Genomic DNA, 21,921 nt, shown 5'->3' with positions numbered 1-21,921 from the left:
AAAAGCATTTTTTTTAGAATGGGCGGTATCTATACAAGAATTGGTAATAGCCAGGGAGGCATATAGTCTTGGATAGATAAAAAGGATGTTTGATGGTGGTAATTAGCCTTGAGATTCTAGAGATCAACCATGTGAAAACTAAAACTAAGGGCAATAAACCTAGGATTAGGGCAAAAATTCGATATTCATCGAAGATAATTTCCGGAAGAGTTTCTGAATTGTCAGTGTGAGTTAGGTCTAGGACATCTTCCAATACTATTTCAACTAGGGTTTCGTTGGCAACAACAGTTGAGCTTCCGAACAAGTCAAAAGACTTTACCTCCAAGCAAAGAACATTGAGGTAACCGAAGAGTGCCAAGAAATGCAATAGTCGAAACATACGGCACAAAGATAAGGAAGCCCTTATGCAAAAAGGTATTATAAATGTAAAAAAACTGTGATTTTAGTTTTTTGAAGCCACTTTTTCAGAGTTCGGTTCTGGTTCTGATGGCTCGTCGTCAAACAAAATTCTTACCGATGGTGTATAGGTATCTTCATGCTGCCCGTTTTTGCTAGCCCAGAAAAAGGCCCCTAAAAAGAACAACGCAATGAGTACGCTACAACCGATTAAGAAAAATATGATGTTCATGATATAAAGTTAAATTAATTTTCTCCGTTTTGCATACCATCGAGTCATTAAACTTGTAAATGATATAATCGTAACGGTACTGATAGGCATTAAAATAGCTGCAAACAAGGGTGACATTGTACCTTGAACTGCAAAGCTTAATCCTACTATATTATAGAGCAATGAAATAACAAAGGACATCTTAATTACCTTCACTGCATCTTTACTGAATTCGAAGAATTTCGGCAATTTATAAAATGCCTCACCATCTAAGATAGCATCACAACCCGGTGAAAAATTATTGATATCATCGGATACCGCTATTCCCAAGTCTGCTTTTCTCAATGCACCGGCATCGTTAAGGCCATCACCCAACATACATACTTTTTTACCATGGTTCTGCCAATCAGAAATCCTGTTCAATTTCTCTGATGGCGTTTGGTTAAACAGTAAATATGCTTTGGAAGGGAAAATCATTCTCAGCGCATCTGCACGGCGCTCATTGTCACCCGAAATAAGGTGCAAATCATACTCTTCAGATTTTAACTCATTGATTACTTCATTCAATCCAGATCTCCAAGATTGTTCTAAAGTAAAATATCCCTTTAGGTTATCATTTATCTTTACATAAACGACAGAACCTTCCAGATCTACTTTATCTGTATGGACATAAGAAGCACTACCAACACGAATGCTATAATCCAAATATCGTCCTGACTGTCCTCTTCCCACGACTTCTTGATATCCCGAGATAGCTATCATATCAACATTTCCCAACCATTTCAGAATTTCTCTGCTCAGCGGGTGGTTTGAATTTCTACATAGGGAGGCCAATAAATTGCGTTCCATAGTATTCAGGTTACCCTCAAAATACATACTAGAAGCATTTGGCGATGATATGGTTCCAGTTTTATCGAAAACAACTGTATCGATTGCCGCCATCTGTTCAATTGCTGCAGTATTTTTTATATAGAGTTTATTCTTGTCGAAAATACTCAGTGCTGCAGAAAGTGTAAATGGAGAGCTCAATGCCAAGGCACATGGACAAGCAATAATCAATACTGCGGTAAATGCCCCCCAGGCCTTGTCTGGATTTCCGCCCATCCACCAAAATGCACAAGCAGAAAATGCTATCAAAAGCAAACCTATGGTGAAATATTTACTGATATAACCTACGAAGGTGTCGAATTTCTTCTCATATTGTTTGAAACTATCATTGTTCCAAAGTTTTGTCAAATAACTTTGGGATACTGCTTTCACTACTTCGAGTTCGATGGCCTCGCCCATTTGTCTTCCACCAGCATACACAACTTCTCCAAGAATTTTTTCTACAGGTTTACTTTCACCTGTTACAAAGCTGAAGTCTACCGATGCATTTCCTTTTAATAGAATTGCATCCGCAGGGATGATCTCATTGTTTCTGACCAATATTCTATCGCCAACCTGCAGATCTGCAATCTGGGTAGGCTTAGCTGATTCATCTTCCAATACGGTGACTGCAACAGGAAAATAGGAGCGATAATCTCTCTCAAATGAAATATGATAATAAGTTCTCTGTTGTACATATTTTCCGATCAGGATAAAGAAGACCAAACTACATAAGGTATCCATAAACCCTGCTCCTGTCTGTGAAAGAATTTCATATGCAGATCTAAAAAACAGCACAAAAATCCCCAATGCCAACGGCACATCTAGGTTGAGCCTTTTCTGTTTTAGACTTAACCAAGCGGATTTAAAATAATCTGATGCACTGTACAGCAATACCGGCAATCCAAACGCGAGGTTCATGTATCCAAAGAAATTGGAATATTGGCGTTCAAATTCTGCCATTCCAAAATACTCAGGAAATGAAATCATCATGGAGTTGCCAAAACAGAATCCCGCAACTGTGATTTTAGCAATCAATTTGCTCTGATTGATTTTCTTTCCTTCCTTGACTACATCTTGAAGGGTTATCTTAGGATCGTAGCCAATCTTGTGCAGCAATTCCACCAACTCACGCAAGCTGATTTCATTTTTCTTGAAGGTAATGCTCGCCTGCTTCTTCATAAAATCTACCTGAGAGGTTTTAACCCCTGGATGTAATTTATAAAGATGCTCCAATAACCAAATACATGAACTGCAATGAATGGCAGGAACATAAAAGGTTATAATTGCCAATTCATCATCTTGGTAATCTACCAATTTGGCAATGATATTAGGTTCATCGAGGTATGACAGATCTTCTTTTTGAGCTTTTTGAGATTTTCCTGGATGACTGTTGTACTTATAATAACTAGCCATATTGTTGTCATTCAGTATCTGATATACTGTTTGGCAACCAAGGCAACAAAAACGGTGGTCTTCCAATATATAGGCAGAATCTTCTACGGTATCACCACAGTGATAACATGAAGTTTTTAATTGTAATTCCCCTTTTGTTGACATGTTTTATGGAATTAAATTGCTTGACTAAATAAGTTTTCTCTTTCTTTTGTTTGTTGCAGTCTCTCATCAAAGGCCATACAAACATTTCTTAAGAATGACTTCCCTATTTCAGTGATTTGAATTATATTTTCATTAGCTTCTACCAATTGGTCATTTATTAAAGGTACTAAACGATCCATAATCTTTTCATTCAATTCGAATCCTTCTTTTAAAACAACCTTTCCTCTACACATCATATCCAGGATATATTGCCTTAACACAATATCTTCGTCATTCAATATATGCCCTTTGACTACTGGCAGTATACCCTTACCGATCAGCTCATGATATTCTTCTACTGTTTTTACATTCTGTGCAAAGGCAGTCCATGCATCTGAAATGGAAGATACTCCCAAACCTATCAATAATGGAGTATAACGATCTGCATAGCCCATGAAATTCCGGTGCAGCGTACCATCCATCGAAGCTAGGTAAAGAGCATCGTCTGTTTTGGCAAAGTGATCCATACCTACATCTTTGTAACCGCAGTCCTGAATCATTTGTTTTCCTAACTTATATAGGTTTAACTTTTCTTCGCCTACTGGAAGGTCGTGTTCGGTAAATCTTCTTTGACCAGGTTTAATCCAAGGCACATGTGCATAGCTGTAAAATGAAATCCGATCTGGATTTAATTCCATTGATTTTTCGATGGTCATTCTTACAGATTCAGCTGTTTGTAATGGTAATCCATATATAAGGTCAAAGTTAATGGATTCATAGCCCAATCCCCTAGCATCCTCCATCACACGGGCGACATCATCAACAGTCTGGTGCCTGTTGATAATGAATTGCACTCTTTCATCAAAATCTTGGATCCCTAAGCTTAATCTTTTGAATCCTAAATCAAATAAAGTTTTTAAATGTTCGTATGTAGTATTAGCTGGGTGGGCTTCAAAAGAAAATGACGCGCCTTCAGTTTTTTCATTGCCATCCAATAAACCGGAGATCAAGCGATGTAAATTCTCTGCTGTAAAAAAAGTTGGTGTACCTCCACCTAAGTGGATTTCGGCGATCTTCAATTTTTCTTCCTTCAGGATCTCCTTATACATCTGCCATTCTTTCAATAGCGATGTAATATAAGGATCCTCTACCTGATGGTTTTTAGTAATTCGGGTATTACATCCACAATAGGTACATAAACTTTCGCAATATGGGAGGTGCACGTAAATGCTGATTCCTTGATCTTTAGATTTAGAAAAGTTCAAGGCAACTCTCTCTGTCCAATCATTGACATTGAAGAGTTCATTTTCCCAAAAAGGTACAGTTGGATAACTGGTATAGCGTGGTGCCGCTACATTATATTTGTTGATCAGTTTGTTTAGAGTCTCCGTTTCCATATTGTCTTAAATTAACCTTGTTTTTGCAATCCATTCTACATTGGCAAGCTTCCCCTGCACAGCCTCCCACCATCCATTGTGTGAGGTTCATGATAGTCTGCTTGGCTACACCTTGCAAAGAAGTTTCGAATGGGACATTTGCAACATGTATTTTCAATTCTCCGGCATAATCTAGGTCAATATGTTCAGTGGATCTTGAACGGGTTACGATATTTCGAATACCAATCTTGTAGAGTTCAAATAACATTACTCTATCCAGCACATCTCGGTCGGAAATAATCACAGCTTCCTTTCCAATCGCATAATGCATCGTGCTAAAATTCAACTCGTTAGATATCAGAGTTAAATCATGAACCTTCCCATTAGCCTTGGCGAGGTGCTCCTTCTCCGGACCCAAAATGTTGTATGCAATCACTCTCATCCCTAAGTAAAGTAGTTTATAATCCCAAAAGTAGAGTATAAATGGTGGGTAATGAATGAACTGCATCATGGCAGAAAGTGATATAAATCACGTTGGGAAGAGATTAGCAAGATGGGTTTGCCATCCATGGCAGAGGTGCAGTTACTTTTGAGGCGCAAATTGACGCCATGGTTGGTGTCCCCACCAACAATCTTCAGCTAAGTGTTCTCAAGTTTTGAGCGTTAGGCAATTCGCTGGAAAGTCCTAATCTAATTAACACAAACTGCGATTTGCCATTCCATGGCAGGGTGCAGTTACTTTTGAGGCGCAAAAGGACGCCATGGTTGGTGTCCCCACCAACCATCATTAGCTAAGTGTGCTCAAGTTTTGAGCGTTAGGCAATGCGCTGGAAAGTCCTAATCTAATTAACACAAATTACGATTGCCATTCCATGGCACTGTGCAGTTACTTTTGAGGCGCAAAAGTAACAAAAACGCTTGCTCATTTAAGGTGGCTTGTCGCGCAATTCCAACGCTCATGGACAAAATGCCTTTTTGCCGAGGATGCCGTTCTAATCAATTATCTCTTTGGAGGAGATAATTGATTTTCAGTGGCTGGTGGAGACAACAGCCACGGCGAAAGGGCAAGGCCACCCCTCAAATGCCGCGGCATTTTATCCATTCTTCCGCAACTAGAAATGAGCGGGCGTCGGCTTTGAATTATCATCGAGTTTTAGGCAAGGTGGCCTTCCCTTCGACTGAGGGGAGACTTGCCTTCGGATGGACTTGTGCGTTAGCCTGCGCTTCGGCTCCGCTCAGCGACCGGCTTCCGGCTTCGTTAAGAGATCGGTGTCTAAAATGTGTAAGTGTTTAAAGTTTAGGTCTGGCGGTGTTTGAAACTATATAGTCGTCTAAATACTAAATACTCTCTACTAAATACTAAAAAAGCTGCTTGGGAAACCAAGCAGCTTTTTTAAATTTTAATCTTTTTTCTTGTTGTTCTTGACATCTGATGCCAGTGAAGAGTCATCGTCTTTTTGATCTTTAGCGGCCGAGACGACAATTTCTTTTTTGTCATCGTCATAGTCTACCAAGATGGTCTCGCCGGACTTAAGTTCTCCTTTCAGGATTTCCTCGGCAATTGGATCTTCTAGGTATTTCTGGATGGCACGTTTCAAAGGTCTTGCACCAAAGTTACTGTCATAGCCTTTTTCAGCAATGTAGTTTTTGGCGGTTTCGGTCAAGTTTATTTTGTGACCTAGTCCTTCTATACGAGCAAACAATGATCTAAGTTCGATATCAATAATCTTGAAGATATGCTCTTTTGTTAATGAGTTGAATACGATTACATCATCGATACGGTTCAAGAATTCTGGAGCGAAGGCACGTTTCAATGCTGTTTCGATCACTCCTCTTGAATGCGAGTCAGCTTGATTTTCTTTGGCAGCCGTAGTAAATCCTACACCTTGTCCAAATTCTTTCAATTGACGGGCACCAATATTCGAAGTCATGATAATGATCGTATTCCTAAAGTCTACCTTGCGTCCAAGACTATCTGTTAATTGTCCTTCATCCAAAACTTGTAATAACAAGTTGAATACATCAGGGTGAGCTTTTTCGATCTCATCCAACAATACAACAGCGTATGGTTTACGGCGTACTTTTTCGGTCAACTGACCACCTTCTTCATAACCAACGTATCCTGGAGGCGCACCTACTAAACGAGATACGGCAAATTTCTCCATATACTCACTCATGTCGATCTGGATCAATGCATCTTCAGAATCAAACATAAAACGAGCAAGCTCTTTTGCTAATTCTGTTTTACCAACCCCAGTAGGACCTAGGAATATAAATGATCCAATAGGTTTTTTAGGGTCTTTTAGTCCAGCACGAGTACGTTGAATTGCTTTCACCAATTTTTGAACAGCGTCATCTTGACCAATAATTCTTCCTTTCATGGAATCACCCATGTTCAATAATTTCTGGCTGTCAGATTGGCTAACTCGTTGAACAGGAATACCGGTCATCATTGAAACAACTTCAGCAACATTATCTTCTGTTACTGTATAGCGTTTCGTTTTGGTTTCCGCTTCCCAAGCTGCTTTTTCTTTTTCAAGTTCTTCGATCAATTTCTTTTCAGTGTCACGAAGTTTAGCTGCTTCTTCATACTTCTGGCTACGAACAACCTTGTTTTTCTCCACTTTTACTTCTTCGATTTTCTCTTCGATATCGATGATGCTCTGCGGAACATGGATATTGTTCAAGTGTACACGAGATCCTGATTCATCCAAAGCATCGATTGCTTTATCTGGCAAGAATCTGTCTGTGATATATCTTGTGGTCAGGGACACACAAGCATCAATAGCTTCAGGAGTATAAGTTACGTTGTGATGTTCTTCATATTTATCTTTGATACGGTTAAGGATTTCGATCGTATCATCGATTGAAGTTGGTTCTACAGTAACTTTTTGGAAACGACGGTCCAAAGCACCGTCTTTCTCAATATATTGGCGGTACTCATCAAGAGTTGTTGCACCAATACATTGGATTTCTCCACGTGCCAAAGCAGGTTTGAACATGTTTGAGGCATCTAACGAACCTGATGCACCACCAGCACCTACGATAGTATGTATCTCATCAATAAATAAGATTACATCTGGTGATTTCTCCAATTCATTCATTACTGCTTTCATACGTTCTTCAAACTGTCCTCTATATTTAGTTCCGGCTACCAATGAAGCCAGGTCTAAAGTAACGACACGTTTGTTAAAGAGCACTCTAGAAACTTTTCTTTGGATGATTCTTAATGCAAGACCTTCAGCGATTGCTGATTTACCTACACCAGGTTCACCAATTAAAATAGGGTTGTTCTTCTTTCTACGCGAAAGAATCTGCGAAACCCTTTCGATTTCTTTTTCACGCCCTACGATAGGATCCAATTTTCCTTCTTCTGCGGCTTTAGTCAAGTCTCGTCCGAAGTTATCCAAAACCGGTGTTTTAGATTTAATGTCAGATACTTTCTTAGGGGATGAAAATTGTGAATCTTCATCAGCGTATTCATCTTCACCACCAGAAGGGGTGTTAGAAGCTTCATCCGTTATGCCAGTAGCATTTTGTTCGACTTCAGATTTGAACACGTTATATGAAACATTGAATTGCTGTAAGATTTGTGATGCGATGTTTTCTTCATCGCGTAGAATCGCTAACAATAAATGCTCGGTTCCAATAATATCACTTTTAAAGATTTTAGCTTCCAAATAAGTAATTTTCAAGACCTTTTCGGCTTGTTTGGTCAGAGGCATGTTACTGATTGGGGATCGTGAAACGGAAGAACCTTTCACAGCATCCTCCACCGACTGGCGTACTGCGCCCATGTCAACGCCGATATTTTTCAATACCTTAATTGCCACTCCATCGCCCTCACGTATTAATCCCAGCAATAGATGTTCGGTACCGATATAATCGTGACGTAAGCGCAATGCTTCTTCACGACTATAGGAGATAACATCTTTAACTCGGGGTGAAAATTTTGCTTCCATTAAATTCCTTTCTCAATTAAATTCGGGTGATCAACAGTATAAATGTAATAAAAATACACTTCACACCCATTTGTTATAAATATTTTTTATCAACAATTGCGCCACCGCGCTAAAACTATCAATTTGTCAGTAATTACATTATCTTTGTGTAAAAACTATAAACAAACTTTCATAGAACCTATGTCGGACGAAAAAATTATCTTCTCAATGGCTGGGGTAAACAAAATTTATCCCCCATCCAAACAAGTACTTAAGAACATTTACCTATCTTTTTTCTATGGAGCGAAAATCGGTGTAATTGGTTTAAATGGTTCGGGTAAATCTTCCTTATTAAAGATTATCGCTGGACTTGACAAATCGTACCAAGGTGAAGTGGTATTCTCACCGGGCTATTCTGTGGGTTATTTGGCTCAAGAGCCTGAATTAGACCCTAGCAAGACAGTCAAAGAAATCGTGGAAGAGGGTGTTGCAGAAACAACATCTATCTTAAAAGAATACGAAGAAATAAACGAAAAATTCGGCCTACCAGAAGTTTATGAGAATCCAGATGAAATGGATAAACTTTTAGCTAGACAAGGTGAATTACAAGATATTATAGATGCGACGAATGCTTGGGAATTGGACAGTAAATTAGAGCGAGCGATGGACGCGCTAAGATGTCCGGAGCCTGACGCTTTGATTGCCAATTTGTCAGGAGGTGAGCGTAGACGGGTAGCAATGTGTCGACTTTTATTACAAGAACCTGACGTTTTATTATTAGATGAGCCTACCAACCACTTGGATGCCGAATCCATTGACTGGTTAGAACAACACCTACAACAATATAAAGGAACCGTAATTGCCGTTACCCACGACCGTTATTTCTTGGATAATGTTGCCGGTTGGATCTTAGAGCTTGACCGCGGGGAAGGAATTCCATGGAAAGGGAACTACTCATCCTGGTTGGATCAAAAAGCGAAACGCTTAGCACAAGAAGAAAAAACTGAAAGCAAACGCCAAAAGACCTTAGAACGAGAGTTGGAATGGGTGAAAATGGCTCCAAAAGCTAGACATGCCAAATCTAAGGCTCGTTTGCATAATTATGAAAAATTAGCTTCTGAGGAAACTAAGGAACGAGAAGAAAAATTAGAGCTATTTATTCCACCAGGACCACGATTGGGAAATGTGGTTATCGAAGCCACGGATGTAAGCAAAGCCTACGGTGATCGTATTTTATTCGAAAACTTAAGCTTCTCCCTACCTCCTGCTGGTATCGTGGGTATCATTGGTCCAAATGGTGCAGGTAAAACGACTTTATTTAGATTGATCACAGGTCAGGAACAACCTGATTCGGGAACTTTCCGAGTTGGTGAAACCGTTGCATTGGGCTATGTAGACCAAATGCATGACGACCTGGATCCAAACAAAACTGTTTGGGAAAATATTACCGGTGGTAATGAAAATATTATGCTAGGCAATAAGTCGATGAATTCTAGGGCTTATGTTTCTAAGTTCAATTTCAATGGAGCGGATCAACAGAAAAAAGTAGGTGTATTATCAGGAGGAGAGCGGAATCGTGTCCATTTAGCCATTACATTGAAAAAAGGATCAAACGTATTGTTACTGGATGAGCCGACGAATGATATTGATGTGAACACCTTACGAGCATTAGAAGAGGGTTTAGAGAATTTTGGCGGATGTGCTGTAATTATTTCCCATGACCGTTGGTTCTTGAACAGGATCTGTACACATATTTTGGCATTTGAAGGGGATTCACAGGTATATTTCTTTGAAGGGAACTACACTGAATATGAGGAAAACCGTAAGAAACGCCTTGGTGATGTGGGTCCAAAAAGAATTAAGTACAAAAAATTAGTTAAATAATCACCGTGTTAGAATCAGCTAGACTATTAGAAGCCATTATCGAGAATGCCATAGATGGTATTATTACTATCGATAACCATGGTATTGTCGAGAGCATCAATCCGGCAGCTCTGGAGTTATTCGGCTATGAGGCAGAAGAAGTGGTGGGTAAAAACATCTCTGTATTGATGCCAGAACCTGACCGCTCTAACCACGACCGGTATATTTCCAATTATGAAGAAACTGGGAGAAAGCGAATCATAGGAATTGGTCGAGAGGTCAGAGGTCTTAAAAAGGATGGTTCTACATTTCCTTTTCGTCTAGCTGTTAGTGAAGTTTTTTATAAAGACCGTAAGATATTCACTGGTTTTGTCCATGACCTAACCAAAGAGAAGCAAGCGGAAAATGAATTGAAAAAGCATACCCAAGAGCTGGAGCTGAAGGTGCGGGAAAGAACAAAGGATCTGATTAAGCTTGTTTCAGAACTAGAGCGTGCCAAGGCAGATGTCAGTGTTTCTCTGGAAAAGGAGAAGGAATTGAGTCAACTTAAATCTCGATTTGTTTCTATGGCTTCCCATGAATTCAGGACGCCATTGAGCTCCGTTCAATTATCAGCTTCCCTTATTGACCGATATGTTGACAAAGCAGAATATGCCCCGATTGAAAAACATACGAGCAGGATCAAAAGTTCCGTTCAGTTACTGAACACTATTTTGAATGACTTTTTGAATCTGGAGAAATTGGAGGCTGGGGTTGTCGTGGTTAATAAAGCAGAGACGAATATTGTTCACCTTGGTGAGGAGATTGCTGAGGAGATGCAATTGATCTGTAAAAAGAACCAACATATTGTTTACCAACACACTGGCGAGGAATCCGGATTTTTTATTGACCCTAATCTTTTGAAAAACAGCATTATCAATTTGGTTTCAAATGCTATTAAATATTCTGGTGAGGACACGTTTATTGAGTTCAACACTCAGATTGGCAGAAATCAACTATTGGTAACTGTGAAGGATAATGGTATTGGAATTCCATTGGAGGAGCAAGAGAATCTATTTGAGCCATTCTTCCGTGCGAACAATACTGGAAATATTCCAGGTACGGGATTGGGATTGAATATTGTCAAACGTTATGTTGAGTTGATGGGTGGTCGATTGGAATATTGGTCTGAAGTAAATCAAGGAGCTATTTTTAAGATGTTTTTTATCCAAGAGTAATGGAAAAAAGAAAGATATTAATCATTGAAGATAACAGTGACATTCGTGAGAGCACTGCTGAAATATTGGAGTTAACGGGAGAATATTCTGTTTTAGTAGCCGAGGAAGGCAAAACCGGCGTGGACATGGCTATCAAGCACAAGCCTGATTTGATTCTTTGTGACATTATGATGCCTGAGCTGGATGGTTATGGTGTACTCTATATGTTAAGTAAACATGAGAACACACAACAGATTCCGTTTATATTCTTAACGGCGAAAGCTGAAAAAGCCGATCTAAGGAAAGCCATGGAAATGGGAGCCGATGACTATTTAACTAAGCCGTTTGACGACATGGAATTGCTAAATGCTATCGAAAGTCGTTTTAAAAAACGTGCTCAAATTCAGGTAAAAACGGAGCCTAGTATGGACAGCCTTCGTTTGGATGAACAAGAGCAGGCGTATCTATTACAAGATTTAGCTGACCATGGTAGAATTAAGAACATCAAGAAAAAGCAAACCATCTATGAAGCTGGCGATACACCGGTGTATGTATATTATATCAAGAAAGGTAAAGTACGTAGCTTCTTGAACTATAAAGATGGGAGAGAACTGTCTACCAATATTTATGTAGAGAGTCAATTCTTTGGTCTTGAGTCCGTATTGTTGAATGATAAATACGGAGATAATTCAGCGACCTTGGAGGATGCTGAAATAGCTTTGATCCATAAGGATAATTTTTTTGAGCTTCTTTATAAAAAACCTGGGATTGCTTCGAAGTTGATCAAAGTTCTTTCGCAGAACATTCGTGAAAAAGAAGAGCAAATGTTAGGCTTTGCATATGATTCTGTAAGAAAACGTGTTGCCAATGCATTGGTTAATGTTGCGGAAAAATCGACAACGGAAGTTGATGAGGTGACTATTAAGATTTCAAGGGATGATTTAGCAGCTTTAGCAGGTACGGCAAATGAAACTATTAGCAGGATGTTGGCTGATTTTAAGGACGAAAAGCTATTGACAAAAGAAGGAAATGCTATTCGAATTTTTTCAGTTAATCGATTGAAAAACATTAAACAATAGTTCTATAAAGGTAAAGTTTTATTGAAAATGGTAAAAGTGGCAATGATTTTGTAATAGATTTTAAACTTTCTTCAATCTTATACGTCTTTATATATAAGAATAAGAAAAAACGAAATTATTTACTAATAACATTACCACACATGAAAAAAATTTTATTAGCATTAGCTATTGGGACAGCCTCTCTAGTAGGTTTGAGTTCTTGTACTAAGGAATATGTAACAAATTATCTTCCAGGGGTCAGTTACTATGAACCATTAGCATCAGGTGATTGGACTAGAAATGAACGAAACAATTTTACTGCGATTATTCCTGTTCCAGAATTGGATCAACAATATTATGAAGATGGAGAAGTGAGTGTTGCAATCCAATTTGAGGATCAGAAAGGCACTTTTCATAATATTCCTTCAGAAGGAATTAACGGTCATGGATACAATGCTTCATATAAAATTGGAGAAGTTATACTTTATGCTGTTGATCTTGATAATTTGAATGAAGCTCCAAAAGCCATGCGGGTTAAGATTGTGTTAACCGATGCTGAAATAGGAAACTAAAGAAAATAAAAAACAGGCCCTTCGACTACGCTCAGGGACCTGTTTTTTTTATTTTGTGATTCTTTTAATACTAAGCTTTCCTTATTAAGCTTAATGTTTTAAAAAATCTTATTTTTTTAGCTAGCTAAGTCTAGTTTATTTTCAGCTTTTTATTCAATGCATTTTATTTCAGCATTTCTTTAGCATGTTGAATTGCCGTATCTTCAGGATTGGCACCACTCAGCATTTGTGCTATTTCCAAGACCCTTTCCTCAGTATTCATCAGTACTATATTGGATTTTGTCTTATTTCCTTTATCTTCTTTATAAACTTTAAAGTGGCTATTACCTTGGGATGCTATTTGAGGTAAATGCGTAATGCTAATTACCTGCATGTTTTCTGCCAGTTCTTCCATCAACTCCCCTACTCTCAGTGCGACCTCCCCAGAAATACCTGTGTCGATCTCATCAAATATGATGGTTGGTAATGCTGATGTCTTTGCCACCAAAGATTTTATTGCCAACATCACCCTTGAAAGCTCACCGCCGGATGCGACCTTATGGATAGGTTGCATAGACTGACCTTTATTTGCCGAAAACAAAAATGACACTTCATCTTGGCCTGTAGATTTGAAATCTTTCAATGTTGACATTTCAACTTTTAATTGGGCATGTGGCATTCCTACCCTAGCCAAAACATCCTGTACTTCTTTTTCAAGTACTTTTGTAGCCTTGATCCTATTTTTGGTCAAGAGTTCAGCTTGCTTAGAAATTTCCTGAAGCAATTTTTCAATCTTAGTTTTAAGCAGTTCAATTTGTTCCTCTTGGGAATCAGTGGCTTGGAGCTTATTTTCGAGCTCAGCCTTAAGATCCAATAATTCTTTTACAGTCGCAACACGATGTTTCTTCTGTAAATCATATAGAATAGACAACCTGTCATTGACCAAAGTCAGCCTTTCTTCATCCATCATGATACTATCAGCTACTTGTTCAACCTCAGCACTTAAATCCTTTAGTTCAATGAGCGTGCTTTGAAGACGATCAACCAAAGATTCTGATGATGGAAGATATCGAACTCCATTCTGCAATGATGATTGCACTTGTTTTAGGCTATCCAGGACATTGATTTCTCCGTCTTGAAGTTGTGAACTTGCTGCATGGAAGTGTCTTTTGATTTCCTCAGCGTTCTCCAATTGGGACTGTTCTGCTTCCAAATCCTCCTGCTCAGTTTCCTGCAAATTAGCTTGGTCCAATTCATTGAAGACAAATTGTTGGTAATCAGATTCTAACCTTGCTTTTTGAAGGTCTTCTTCCAAATTTTTCAATTCAGAAATTGCTTTTTTATATTCTTGGTATTTCTTTTTATAGTCAAATAACAAAGATTGATTTTGAGCAACTGTATCTAAAACAAGTAGTTGAAATGATTCAGTATTGATTTGCAGCGTAGCATGCTGGGAATGGATATCAATCAATTTTTCACCTAGGACTTTTAAAGTTTGTAAAGTTACCGGCGTATCATTGACAAAAGCTCTGGATTTACCATCAGCATGAAGTTCTCTACGGATCAGACTTGTGTCTTCATAATCTAAATCTAAGGAGTTGAATAGATCCTGAAGGTTATAGTCCTTGATAAAGAAATGGCCTTCGATGATGCACTTCCTGGATTCATCAAAGAAATGCTTGCTTTCTGCTCTATTTCCAAGGATCAACCCCAATGCACCCATAATAATGGATTTACCAGCTCCGGTTTCCCCTGTTATAATATTGAGTTTTTCGTCGAAATTTATATCTAATGCATCAATCAATGCATAGTTTTTTATCTGTAGTTTGCTTAACATCCGATCTTTTCTGATTAGCAATCCAATCTTTTTGAGCTGAAAGCAAATAGAATGGATTGTTATTCATCAAATATAAATAATTCTGCATCCAAGCTAAAATTAAGCTCTTAATATTATAAATTCTCCAAAAAACTGATATGTTTGTATTTCATGCCGGATTTTAGCAAACAGTTAAGTAAGTATATTCCATCTACCGCCGCTCCTATTATTTCCGAATGGATCAATGATACCGGCTGTAGGTTTAAGGTAACTCGTTCCAGGGCATCTAAACTGGGAGATTACCGTTCTCCATTTAAAAACGAACCCCATCAGATCACGATCAATCATGATTTGAATCCGTATTCATTTCTTATTACGACGGTACATGAGTTTGCACATCTGAAGACTTGGCAATTGCACAAGAATAAGGTCAAACCTCATGGTTTGGAATGGAAGAATAATTTTAAAAGTTTGATGGACCCTTTTATCAAACTGAACTTATTTCCGGAAGACGTCCATTTTGCATTGACCAAATATATGAGCAATCCAGCTGCATCAAGTTGTACGGATTTGACTTTATATAAGGTTCTGAAATCGTATGACAAGTCGGAGAGTGAGATGGTAACGATTGACACGATTGAATTTAACAGTTACTTCAGTATCAAAAACGGTCGGGTATTCCAAAAACTGGAGAGGCTTAGAAAAAGATACAAATGTCTTGAAGTTAAGACACAGAGGATTTATTTATTTCACCCGATAGCAGAAGTGTTACCTGTTGATATAAAATCAAATTCTTAAATTGCAAAGACCAAATAATCTAATCAAGAATAATTTACAAATCATGATGAACAACAAACTATTTATTGGAGCTGCCCTATTGCTTGGACTGGCGTCTTGTAAATCGGGGGGCGAAAGTTCTTCTTACGACAAAAACAGCCTAGATTCTGCGGCAACCGCGGCAATTACAGAAGAAAGTTACAAAGCATATGTTGCAAAATTATCCTCAGACGAATTTTTAGGACGCAAACCCTTTAGTAAAGGAGATACTTTAACCGTAAATTATATACAAGACCAATTTAAAGCATTGGGGGTTGAACCCGGCAATGGGGATTCATATTTTCAGGAGGTGCCGATGGTTGAGATCAGTTCGAAACCTGTTGATCCAAACTTGACTTTCAAGGGTAAAAATGGAGATCTTACAGCCAAATATCTTGATGATTATGTTATTGGTACGCCGCAGATGGCGGATCAAATTGATGTAGAAAACACAGAATTGGTGTTTGCAGGATTTGGTATCGTAGCGCCAGAATATAAATGGAATGACTATGAAGGATTGGATGTCAAAGGTAAAACCGTCGTAGTGATGGTTTCTGATCCTGGACGCTATGACAAAAACTTATTTAAAGCAGATACGATGACTTATTATGGTCGTTGGATTTATAAGTTTGAAGAAGCCTCACGCCAAGGCGCCACCGGTATATTATTAATCCATGAAACTGAAGCTGCTAGCTATGGATGGAACGTTGTAAGAAGTGGTTGGACAGGCCCTCAACTTTCGTTGGTTCCAGAAAACAAAGGTGCAGATTTAAGTAAATTTCAAGGCTGGGTAAGTACAGAGACTGCCAAAAAATTATTTCAGATTGGTGGCTTGAACCCCGATGTTATGGAGCAGGCAAAGAAACCAGGCTTTAAAGCCGTACCAATGAATGTTTCTACGAGTGTAAAGTTGAAGAACAGTTTTAGGGAATCAAAATCTAATAATGTAATCGGAACTATTAAAGGCACTAAACGTCCTGACGAAACTATTATTTATACTGCACATTGGGATCATTTAGGAATTGGTGAAGCTTCCAATGGCGATTCTATTTTCAATGGCGCAATTGACAATGCGACTGGTGTTGCCGCACTTTTTGAATTGGCAAAAGCATTTAAAGCTGCAAAAGTTCAACCTGAACGCAGTATCGTATTCTTGGCAGTTACTGCTGAGGAACAAGGTTTGTTAGGTTCTCAGTACTATGCTGAACACCCAATCTATCCATTGAACAAGACCGTTGCAAACCTGAACATGGATTCGTTCAATCCTGTTGGAGCTATGAACGGATTTAGAGTTACGGGTACTGGACAGACTGAACTTGAGGATTACGCTATCTTATCTGGCGCTAAATTTAACCGTAAGTTGGTACCGGAGGGAAGTCCGACATCTGGTGGTTTCTATCGTTCTGACCATTTCAATTTCGTTAAAGTTGGAGTACCTGGATTATATATGGGTAGTGGTGGTGACTACCTTGAATCTGACACAACAATCATCAAAAAACGCCAAGAGGCATTAGCAGGTCGCTATCATGCGGTAACTGATGAGCTGGATGACAATTGGAATTTCGATGGAATCTTGGCTGATATCCGTCTATTCTTTGACATTGGCTACACTTTGAGCATGGATACTATCTTTCCTAACTTTAAAGCAAAATCAGAGTTTAAAGAATTAGGCGACAAACGACTTTCAAAATAGTATATTTGTGATATTGTATAAATTGAAACTATCTTAAGAAATGAAACACTTACATTCTACCCTTGCAATTATTTTGTTAGCCGCATTAATAATTGTCATCCTTATCACGTTAGCTAATTACTTTGGTAACAAGGCTTACAACAGAAAAATTGCATTAATTGGATTGATTACTGCTCATTTGCAACTCGTAGTTGGTTTAATCGTTTACTTTACTTCAGGTTTAGGCTTAGCTAGCTTTTCAGGCGCAAACATGAAAGTAGCGTCTTCAAGATTCTATTTCTTAGAACACCCACTGATGATGATCATTGCTATTATCTTGATTACCATTGGTTACTCTAAGTCAAAGAAAATCTTGGATGCTAAGAAAGCGAACCAGACGGTTTTGATTTTCTACATTATAGCATTGATTTTGATATTGTCAAGGATTCCTTACCCGGTTGGTAGCTGGTCGATATTCAACTAGGACCTCTGATTGGAATGATATAGAAGATGGTTGGTTATTTTACCAACCATTTTTTTTTGATGTAAAAGAGGGACTATGATTAATCTGATGATTGACTATGATTAGGCAAAAAAGAAAATTGTTTATAAAAAGAATCTAACATATTTAGGTTTCGTGGTCAAGTATCTTATGTCTGTTTTCTCATATCTCACATCTCATATCCAGATATAAACAAAAAGGGCATGAAAAAATTTTTCATGCCCTTTTTGTTTATATCTGTAATATTATTTTTTGCTGAATCCTAAGATTGCGAAAACAACTCTGATTGCTAAGAAAGTAGCGACAAGTAATGCGATATTAGCTACCCATGAGAATAAAGATCCCATTTGGTCTAGAGCTGGCACTACATCCGGTACAAAACGAATGAAAACACCTACTAATCCGATTGCAATTGCAATAGTTAAAGAAACATAATATTCAGTACGGTTTGCGTTATTGTCCGTATGTTTTGCTGGTCTTTCTACAGTTGTATTTTCCATAATTGATAATCTCCTATTAAAGCTGCACAAATGTACAAAAGTCTGTGTGCAAATAAAATAATAATTACAATAAATTAACGTGCTAATGCTTGTTCTAAGTCAGCGATTAAGTCGTCGGCATCTTCGACACCTACGGAGAGGCGCAAAAGATTGTCTACTACTCCTACTTTTTCTCTTGCTTCTTTGGGGATTGATCCATGGGTCATTGTTGCTGGATGGTTGATTAATGATTCAACGCCACCCAAGGATTCTGCTAAAGTAAACACCTTGAAGCCTGAGGCAATACGGAAAGTTTCTTGAAGATCTGCGTCTTTTAGGACAATTGATACCATTCCTCCAAAGTCACGCATTTGTTTCTTGGCGACATCATGTCCTGGGTGATCTTCAAAACCTGGCCAATAGATTTTTTCAATCTTAGGGTGGTTTTTCAAGTATTCTGCTACTTTTCTTCCGTTCTCACAGTGTGCTTTCATGCGTAGGTGCAATGTTTTGATTCCTCTCAATACCAAGAATGCATCTTGAGGACCTGGTGTTCCACCACATGCATTATAATAGAAGAATAATTTCTTATAAAGCTCTTCATCATTCATCACTAGAGCTCCCATTACTACATCAGAGTGTCCACCCAAGTATTTAGTCACTGAATGCATTACGATATCTGCTCCTAAATCCAACGGGTTCTGTAAATATGGTGAAGCAAAGGTATTGTCAACAGCGTATAGAATACCTCTTTCCTTTGCAATCTTTCCAATTGCTTCGATATCTGCCAACTTTAACGTAGGATTAGTTGGAGTTTCTACCCAGATCAATTTGGTTTTAGCCGTTATTGCATCTGCTACGGCTTGATTATCCGATGTGTTTACGAACTTGAACTTAATTCCCATAGGCTCATAAACCTTAGTAAAGATACGGTAGGATCCACCATAAAGGTCATCTCCTGTTACTACTTCATCTCCTGGTTGTAGGAGTCTCAGTACGCAGTCTGTTGCTGCCATTCCGCTTGAGAATGCAAGGCCAAATTTTCCGTTTTCCAAAGCTGCGATACAATCTTCCAATGCTTTACGAGTCGGGTTTGTTCCTCGAGAGTATTCGTAGCCTTTATGATCGCCTGGTGCTTTCTGTTGGTAAGTTGATGTTTGATATATAGGTGTCATTACGGCACCTGTAGTAGGATCTGCCTCCTGACCGGCATGAATTGCCTTGGTTGCAAATTTGTAATTCATATGTTCTATTTTGTTGTTTGAGCTAAGTTATTAAAAATCTAATGGAGAAGGATATTTAAACTGGTAATTCAACAAATTGGTGATTTTATCAGCGACTATTACCTTCTGGAAACTATCTTTTGGATCAAAAGATGATGGGTAACTGTACATATATTTTTGTGCACTCTTCAAGATGACCTCTTTTTTTGAAGGATGTTCTGGCGCAACCAAGTTGTAATATCCTATTGGAAGATTTGTTTCCAAAGATCGTTCGATTATTCCAATGACATCATCGAGATGGATAAAATTTGCGGGCTGGTCTCCCGTGGTTATTACCTTATCTTGGAAATATTTACCAAAGATTCTGTTTTTCCCAAAAAGTCCGCCCAATCGGAATGTGGAACTAAAAGGTAGACTCATCATTTTCTTTTCAGCAATTCTTAGTTTCTGGGTCATCAATTCTTCTTGATTGAAGGTCTCGTCGAAGGTCCCATCGATATCTGGATAGACACCTACTGAACTTAAGAAAATATGCTTTTTATAATTTATAAAACTGAGTGCATTAAATACAAAAGAGAATCGATGTTCGATTTCTGCTTCTGAATTTCTTTGTGTTGCTGGAATGGAATTGATGACCGCATCAAATGAAATATCAACTGGGAGATCCACAGAAAGATCACGGTCGAAATCATGTATATAGGCAAAAATACCATCGTTTATTAGACGATGGTATTTTTCCGGGGTTGTTGTAGTCACCCATACATTCCAACCTTTTCCTTTGAGCTGATAAGCAAGCTCCTCACCTACCCATCCACAACCCAATATCAATAGGTTTTTCATATTATTTCTTTAATATGCTTTCGCAAATAATACTCTTTGTTTTGAAGGTTTACCAGTGAAGATACAAACACCTTCTTCTTCTTTTGAATCCAAAGGTATACAGCGAATAGTTGCCTTAGTTTCTTCTTTCACTCTTTTTTCTGTTTCTACTGTTCCATCCCAATGTGCAGAAATAAAGCCACCTTTTTCTTCAAGTACTTTTTTGAATTCATCATAAGAATTGACTTCAGTGATATGCTCATCACGGAAAGTCAAGGCTTTATTATAGATATTTTCTTGGATTTCATCCAAAAGGGCTGCTATTCTGTCTGGTAGGCCAGCCTGTTGGACTGTTTCTTTTGTTTGTGTATCACGGCGGGCAAGTTCAACTGTTCCATTTTGCATATCACGAGAACCCAAGGCTACGCGCAATGGAACGCCTTTTAATTCCCATTCAGCAAACTTGAAACCTGGTCTTTGGGTATCTCTATCATCATATTTAACACGGATATCCAATTGTTTCAATGCTGCTGTCAGTTGTTCTACGTAAGCATCCAAGTTAGCTTTTTCTTCATCAGTTTTATATATTGGAACTATAACCACTTGAGTTGGTGCCAATTTTGGAGGAAGGACTAATCCTTGGTCATCGGAGTGTGCCATAATCAAGGCACCCATCAAACGAGTTGATACGCCCCATGATGTAGCCCATACGTAATCCAATTTACCTTCTTTAGATGTAAACTTGACATCAAAAGCTTTTGCGAAGTTTTGTCCCAAGAAGTGAGATGTTCCGGCTTGCAGAGCTTTACCGTCTTGCATCAATGCCTCAATACATAAGGTATCAATTGCCCCTGCGAAACGTTCGTTTTCAGTTTTTCTGCCTCTTACTACAGGAACTGCTAAAGTACCTTCGGCAAAATCGGCGTATACCTCCAACATTTGCTGTGCTTCCGCGATAGCTTCATCAGAAGTTGCGTGGGCAGTATGTCCTTCTTGCCAAAGGAATTCTGCAGTACGCAAGAACAAACGCGTACGCATTTCCCAACGAACCACATTTGCCCATTGGTTTACCAGTATTGGCAGGTCGCGATATGATTCGATCCATCCGCGGTATGTATTCCAGATAATTGTTTCAGATGTTGGACGAACGATCAATTCTTCTTCTAATTTTGCATCTTCGTCAACGATTATATTTCCAGAACCGTCATTTTTCAATCGGTAATGAGTCACGACAGCACATTCAGTTGCGAAACCTTCTACGTGAGAAGCTTCTTTAGAGAAGAAAGATTTGGGGATAAATAAGGGGAAATAGGCATTAGAGTGGCCAGTTTCTTTAAATCTTTTGTCAAGAACAGCTTGCATTCTTTCCCAGATTGCATAACCATATGGTTTTATCACCATACATCCTCTTACAGCAGAGTATTCAGCGAGGTCTGCTTTAATTACTAAATCATTGTACCATTGTGAATAATCTTCACTACGGCTGGTTATCCCTTTACTCATTCGAAAAATAAAATTGACATTTGTAAAAAATCGGGGTTTTTAGGTACTTTAACACCATTTATCACCAAAGCAAAAAATAATTAGTAATTTTGA

The 21,921-nt window shown here is 38.5% G+C and carries 18 protein-coding genes; 7 read left to right on the top strand and 11 right to left on the bottom strand.

The features are described 5' to 3' along the window. Positions 1-13 precede the first annotated feature (13 nt). The 6 genes from CRT24_RS05455 to CRT24_RS05430 all read right to left on the bottom strand — a co-directional run bounded on the left by CRT24_RS05455 (position 14) and on the right by CRT24_RS05430 (position 8,351). The gene (locus CRT24_RS05455; protein WP_099370239.1) at positions 14-379 is read right to left on the bottom strand and encodes a hypothetical protein; all 366 of its coding nucleotides are present in this window, start codon (positions 377-379) and stop codon (positions 14-16) included. Positions 380-442: 63 nt separating this feature from the next. Beyond that, positions 443-628 (bottom strand): cbb3-type cytochrome oxidase assembly protein CcoS, encoded by a 186-nt coding sequence (gene ccoS / locus CRT24_RS05450; RefSeq protein WP_099370238.1) that lies wholly within the window; start codon positions 626-628, stop codon positions 443-445. 9 nt (positions 629-637) lie between these two features. After that, entirely contained in the window at positions 638-3,034 is a 2,397-nt protein-coding gene (locus CRT24_RS05445) for a heavy metal translocating P-type ATPase metal-binding domain-containing protein (protein WP_099370237.1), read from the bottom strand. An 11-nt stretch (positions 3,035-3,045) separates the two neighbouring features. Beyond that, positions 3,046-4,410, bottom strand: coding sequence for an oxygen-independent coproporphyrinogen III oxidase (gene hemN / locus CRT24_RS05440; RefSeq protein WP_099370236.1), 1,365 nt, complete (start codon positions 4,408-4,410; stop codon positions 3,046-3,048). Continuing rightward, positions 4,370-4,900, bottom strand: coding sequence for a lactate dehydrogenase (locus tag CRT24_RS05435; RefSeq protein WP_257213971.1), 531 nt, complete (start codon positions 4,898-4,900; stop codon positions 4,370-4,372). The genes hemN and CRT24_RS05435 overlap by 41 nt, the downstream gene beginning before the upstream one ends. Positions 4,901-5,789: 889 nt before the next feature. Then, entirely contained in the window at positions 5,790-8,351 is a 2,562-nt protein-coding gene (locus CRT24_RS05430; protein WP_099370234.1) for an ATP-dependent Clp protease ATP-binding subunit, read from the bottom strand. Positions 8,352-8,531: 180 nt separating this feature from the next. Between CRT24_RS05430 and ettA the strand changes: the two genes are divergently transcribed. The 4 genes from ettA (at position 8,532) to CRT24_RS05410 (ending at position 13,019) form a co-directional block, all read left to right on the top strand. Beyond that, positions 8,532-10,214 carry an energy-dependent translational throttle protein EttA gene (gene ettA, locus CRT24_RS05425; RefSeq protein ID WP_099370233.1) on the top strand — a complete coding sequence of 561 codons (1,683 nt, stop codon included), beginning with the start codon at positions 8,532-8,534 and terminating at the stop codon, positions 10,212-10,214. Between the two features lie 5 nt (positions 10,215-10,219). After that, a complete protein-coding gene (locus CRT24_RS05420; protein ID WP_099370232.1) occupies positions 10,220-11,410 on the top strand; it encodes a PAS domain-containing sensor histidine kinase in 1,191 nt (396 codons plus the stop codon). Continuing rightward, positions 11,410-12,468 carry a response regulator gene (locus tag CRT24_RS05415; protein WP_099370231.1) on the top strand — a complete coding sequence of 353 codons (1,059 nt, stop codon included), beginning with the start codon at positions 11,410-11,412 and terminating at the stop codon, positions 12,466-12,468. The genes CRT24_RS05420 and CRT24_RS05415 overlap by 1 nt, the downstream gene beginning before the upstream one ends. Before the next feature lie 140 nt (positions 12,469-12,608). Next, positions 12,609-13,019: a hypothetical protein gene (locus tag CRT24_RS05410; protein ID WP_099370230.1), complete on the top strand. Its 411-nt coding sequence runs from the start codon at positions 12,609-12,611 to the stop codon at positions 13,017-13,019. Positions 13,020-13,182: 163 nt separating this feature from the next. Here the strand turns inward: CRT24_RS05410 and recN are convergent, their stop codons facing one another. After that, positions 13,183-14,835 carry a DNA repair protein RecN gene (gene recN / locus CRT24_RS05405; protein ID WP_099370229.1) on the bottom strand — a complete coding sequence of 551 codons (1,653 nt, stop codon included), beginning with the start codon at positions 14,833-14,835 and terminating at the stop codon, positions 13,183-13,185. A gap of 150 nt (positions 14,836-14,985) precedes the next feature. Here recN and CRT24_RS05400 point away from each other — a divergent pair, with 150 nt between their 5' ends. The 3 genes from CRT24_RS05400 to CRT24_RS05390 are packed head-to-tail and all read left to right on the top strand — an operon-like array spanning position 14,986 to position 17,786. Further along, positions 14,986-15,612 carry a sprT domain-containing protein gene (locus tag CRT24_RS05400; protein ID WP_099370228.1) on the top strand — a complete coding sequence of 209 codons (627 nt, stop codon included), beginning with the start codon at positions 14,986-14,988 and terminating at the stop codon, positions 15,610-15,612. A gap of 43 nt (positions 15,613-15,655) precedes the next feature. Next, complete coding sequence (locus CRT24_RS05395) at positions 15,656-17,323, top strand: M28 family metallopeptidase (RefSeq protein ID WP_257213970.1); 1,668 nt, start codon at positions 15,656-15,658, stop codon at positions 17,321-17,323. Between the two features lie 40 nt (positions 17,324-17,363). After that, the gene (locus tag CRT24_RS05390) at positions 17,364-17,786 is read left to right on the top strand and encodes a hypothetical protein (protein ID WP_099370227.1); all 423 of its coding nucleotides are present in this window, start codon (positions 17,364-17,366) and stop codon (positions 17,784-17,786) included. 263 nt (positions 17,787-18,049) lie between these two features. Here the strand turns inward: CRT24_RS05390 and CRT24_RS05385 are convergent, their stop codons facing one another. The 4 genes from CRT24_RS05385 to proS form a co-directional block, all read right to left on the bottom strand. After that, complete coding sequence (locus tag CRT24_RS05385) at positions 18,050-18,304, bottom strand: hypothetical protein (protein WP_099370226.1); 255 nt, start codon at positions 18,302-18,304, stop codon at positions 18,050-18,052. 74 nt (positions 18,305-18,378) lie between these two features. Further along, positions 18,379-19,536: a cystathionine gamma-synthase gene (locus CRT24_RS05380; protein WP_257213972.1), complete on the bottom strand. Its 1,158-nt coding sequence runs from the start codon at positions 19,534-19,536 to the stop codon at positions 18,379-18,381. Positions 19,537-19,557: 21 nt separating this feature from the next. Continuing rightward, on the bottom strand, positions 19,558-20,346 hold the full coding sequence (locus CRT24_RS05375; protein ID WP_099370224.1) for an NAD-dependent epimerase/dehydratase family protein: 789 nt from the start codon (positions 20,344-20,346) through the stop codon (positions 19,558-19,560). Positions 20,347-20,355: 9 nt separating this feature from the next. Further along, complete coding sequence (proS, locus tag CRT24_RS05370; protein ID WP_099370223.1) at positions 20,356-21,828, bottom strand: proline--tRNA ligase; 1,473 nt, start codon at positions 21,826-21,828, stop codon at positions 20,356-20,358. Positions 21,829-21,921: the final 93 nt, after the last annotated feature.

Source organism: Sphingobacterium sp. 1.A.5 (genome assembly GCF_002734235.1).
GTDB lineage: Bacteria > Bacteroidota > Bacteroidia > Sphingobacteriales > Sphingobacteriaceae > Sphingobacterium > Sphingobacterium daejeonense.
This window is presented reverse-complemented; position numbering and strand designations above follow the sequence as displayed.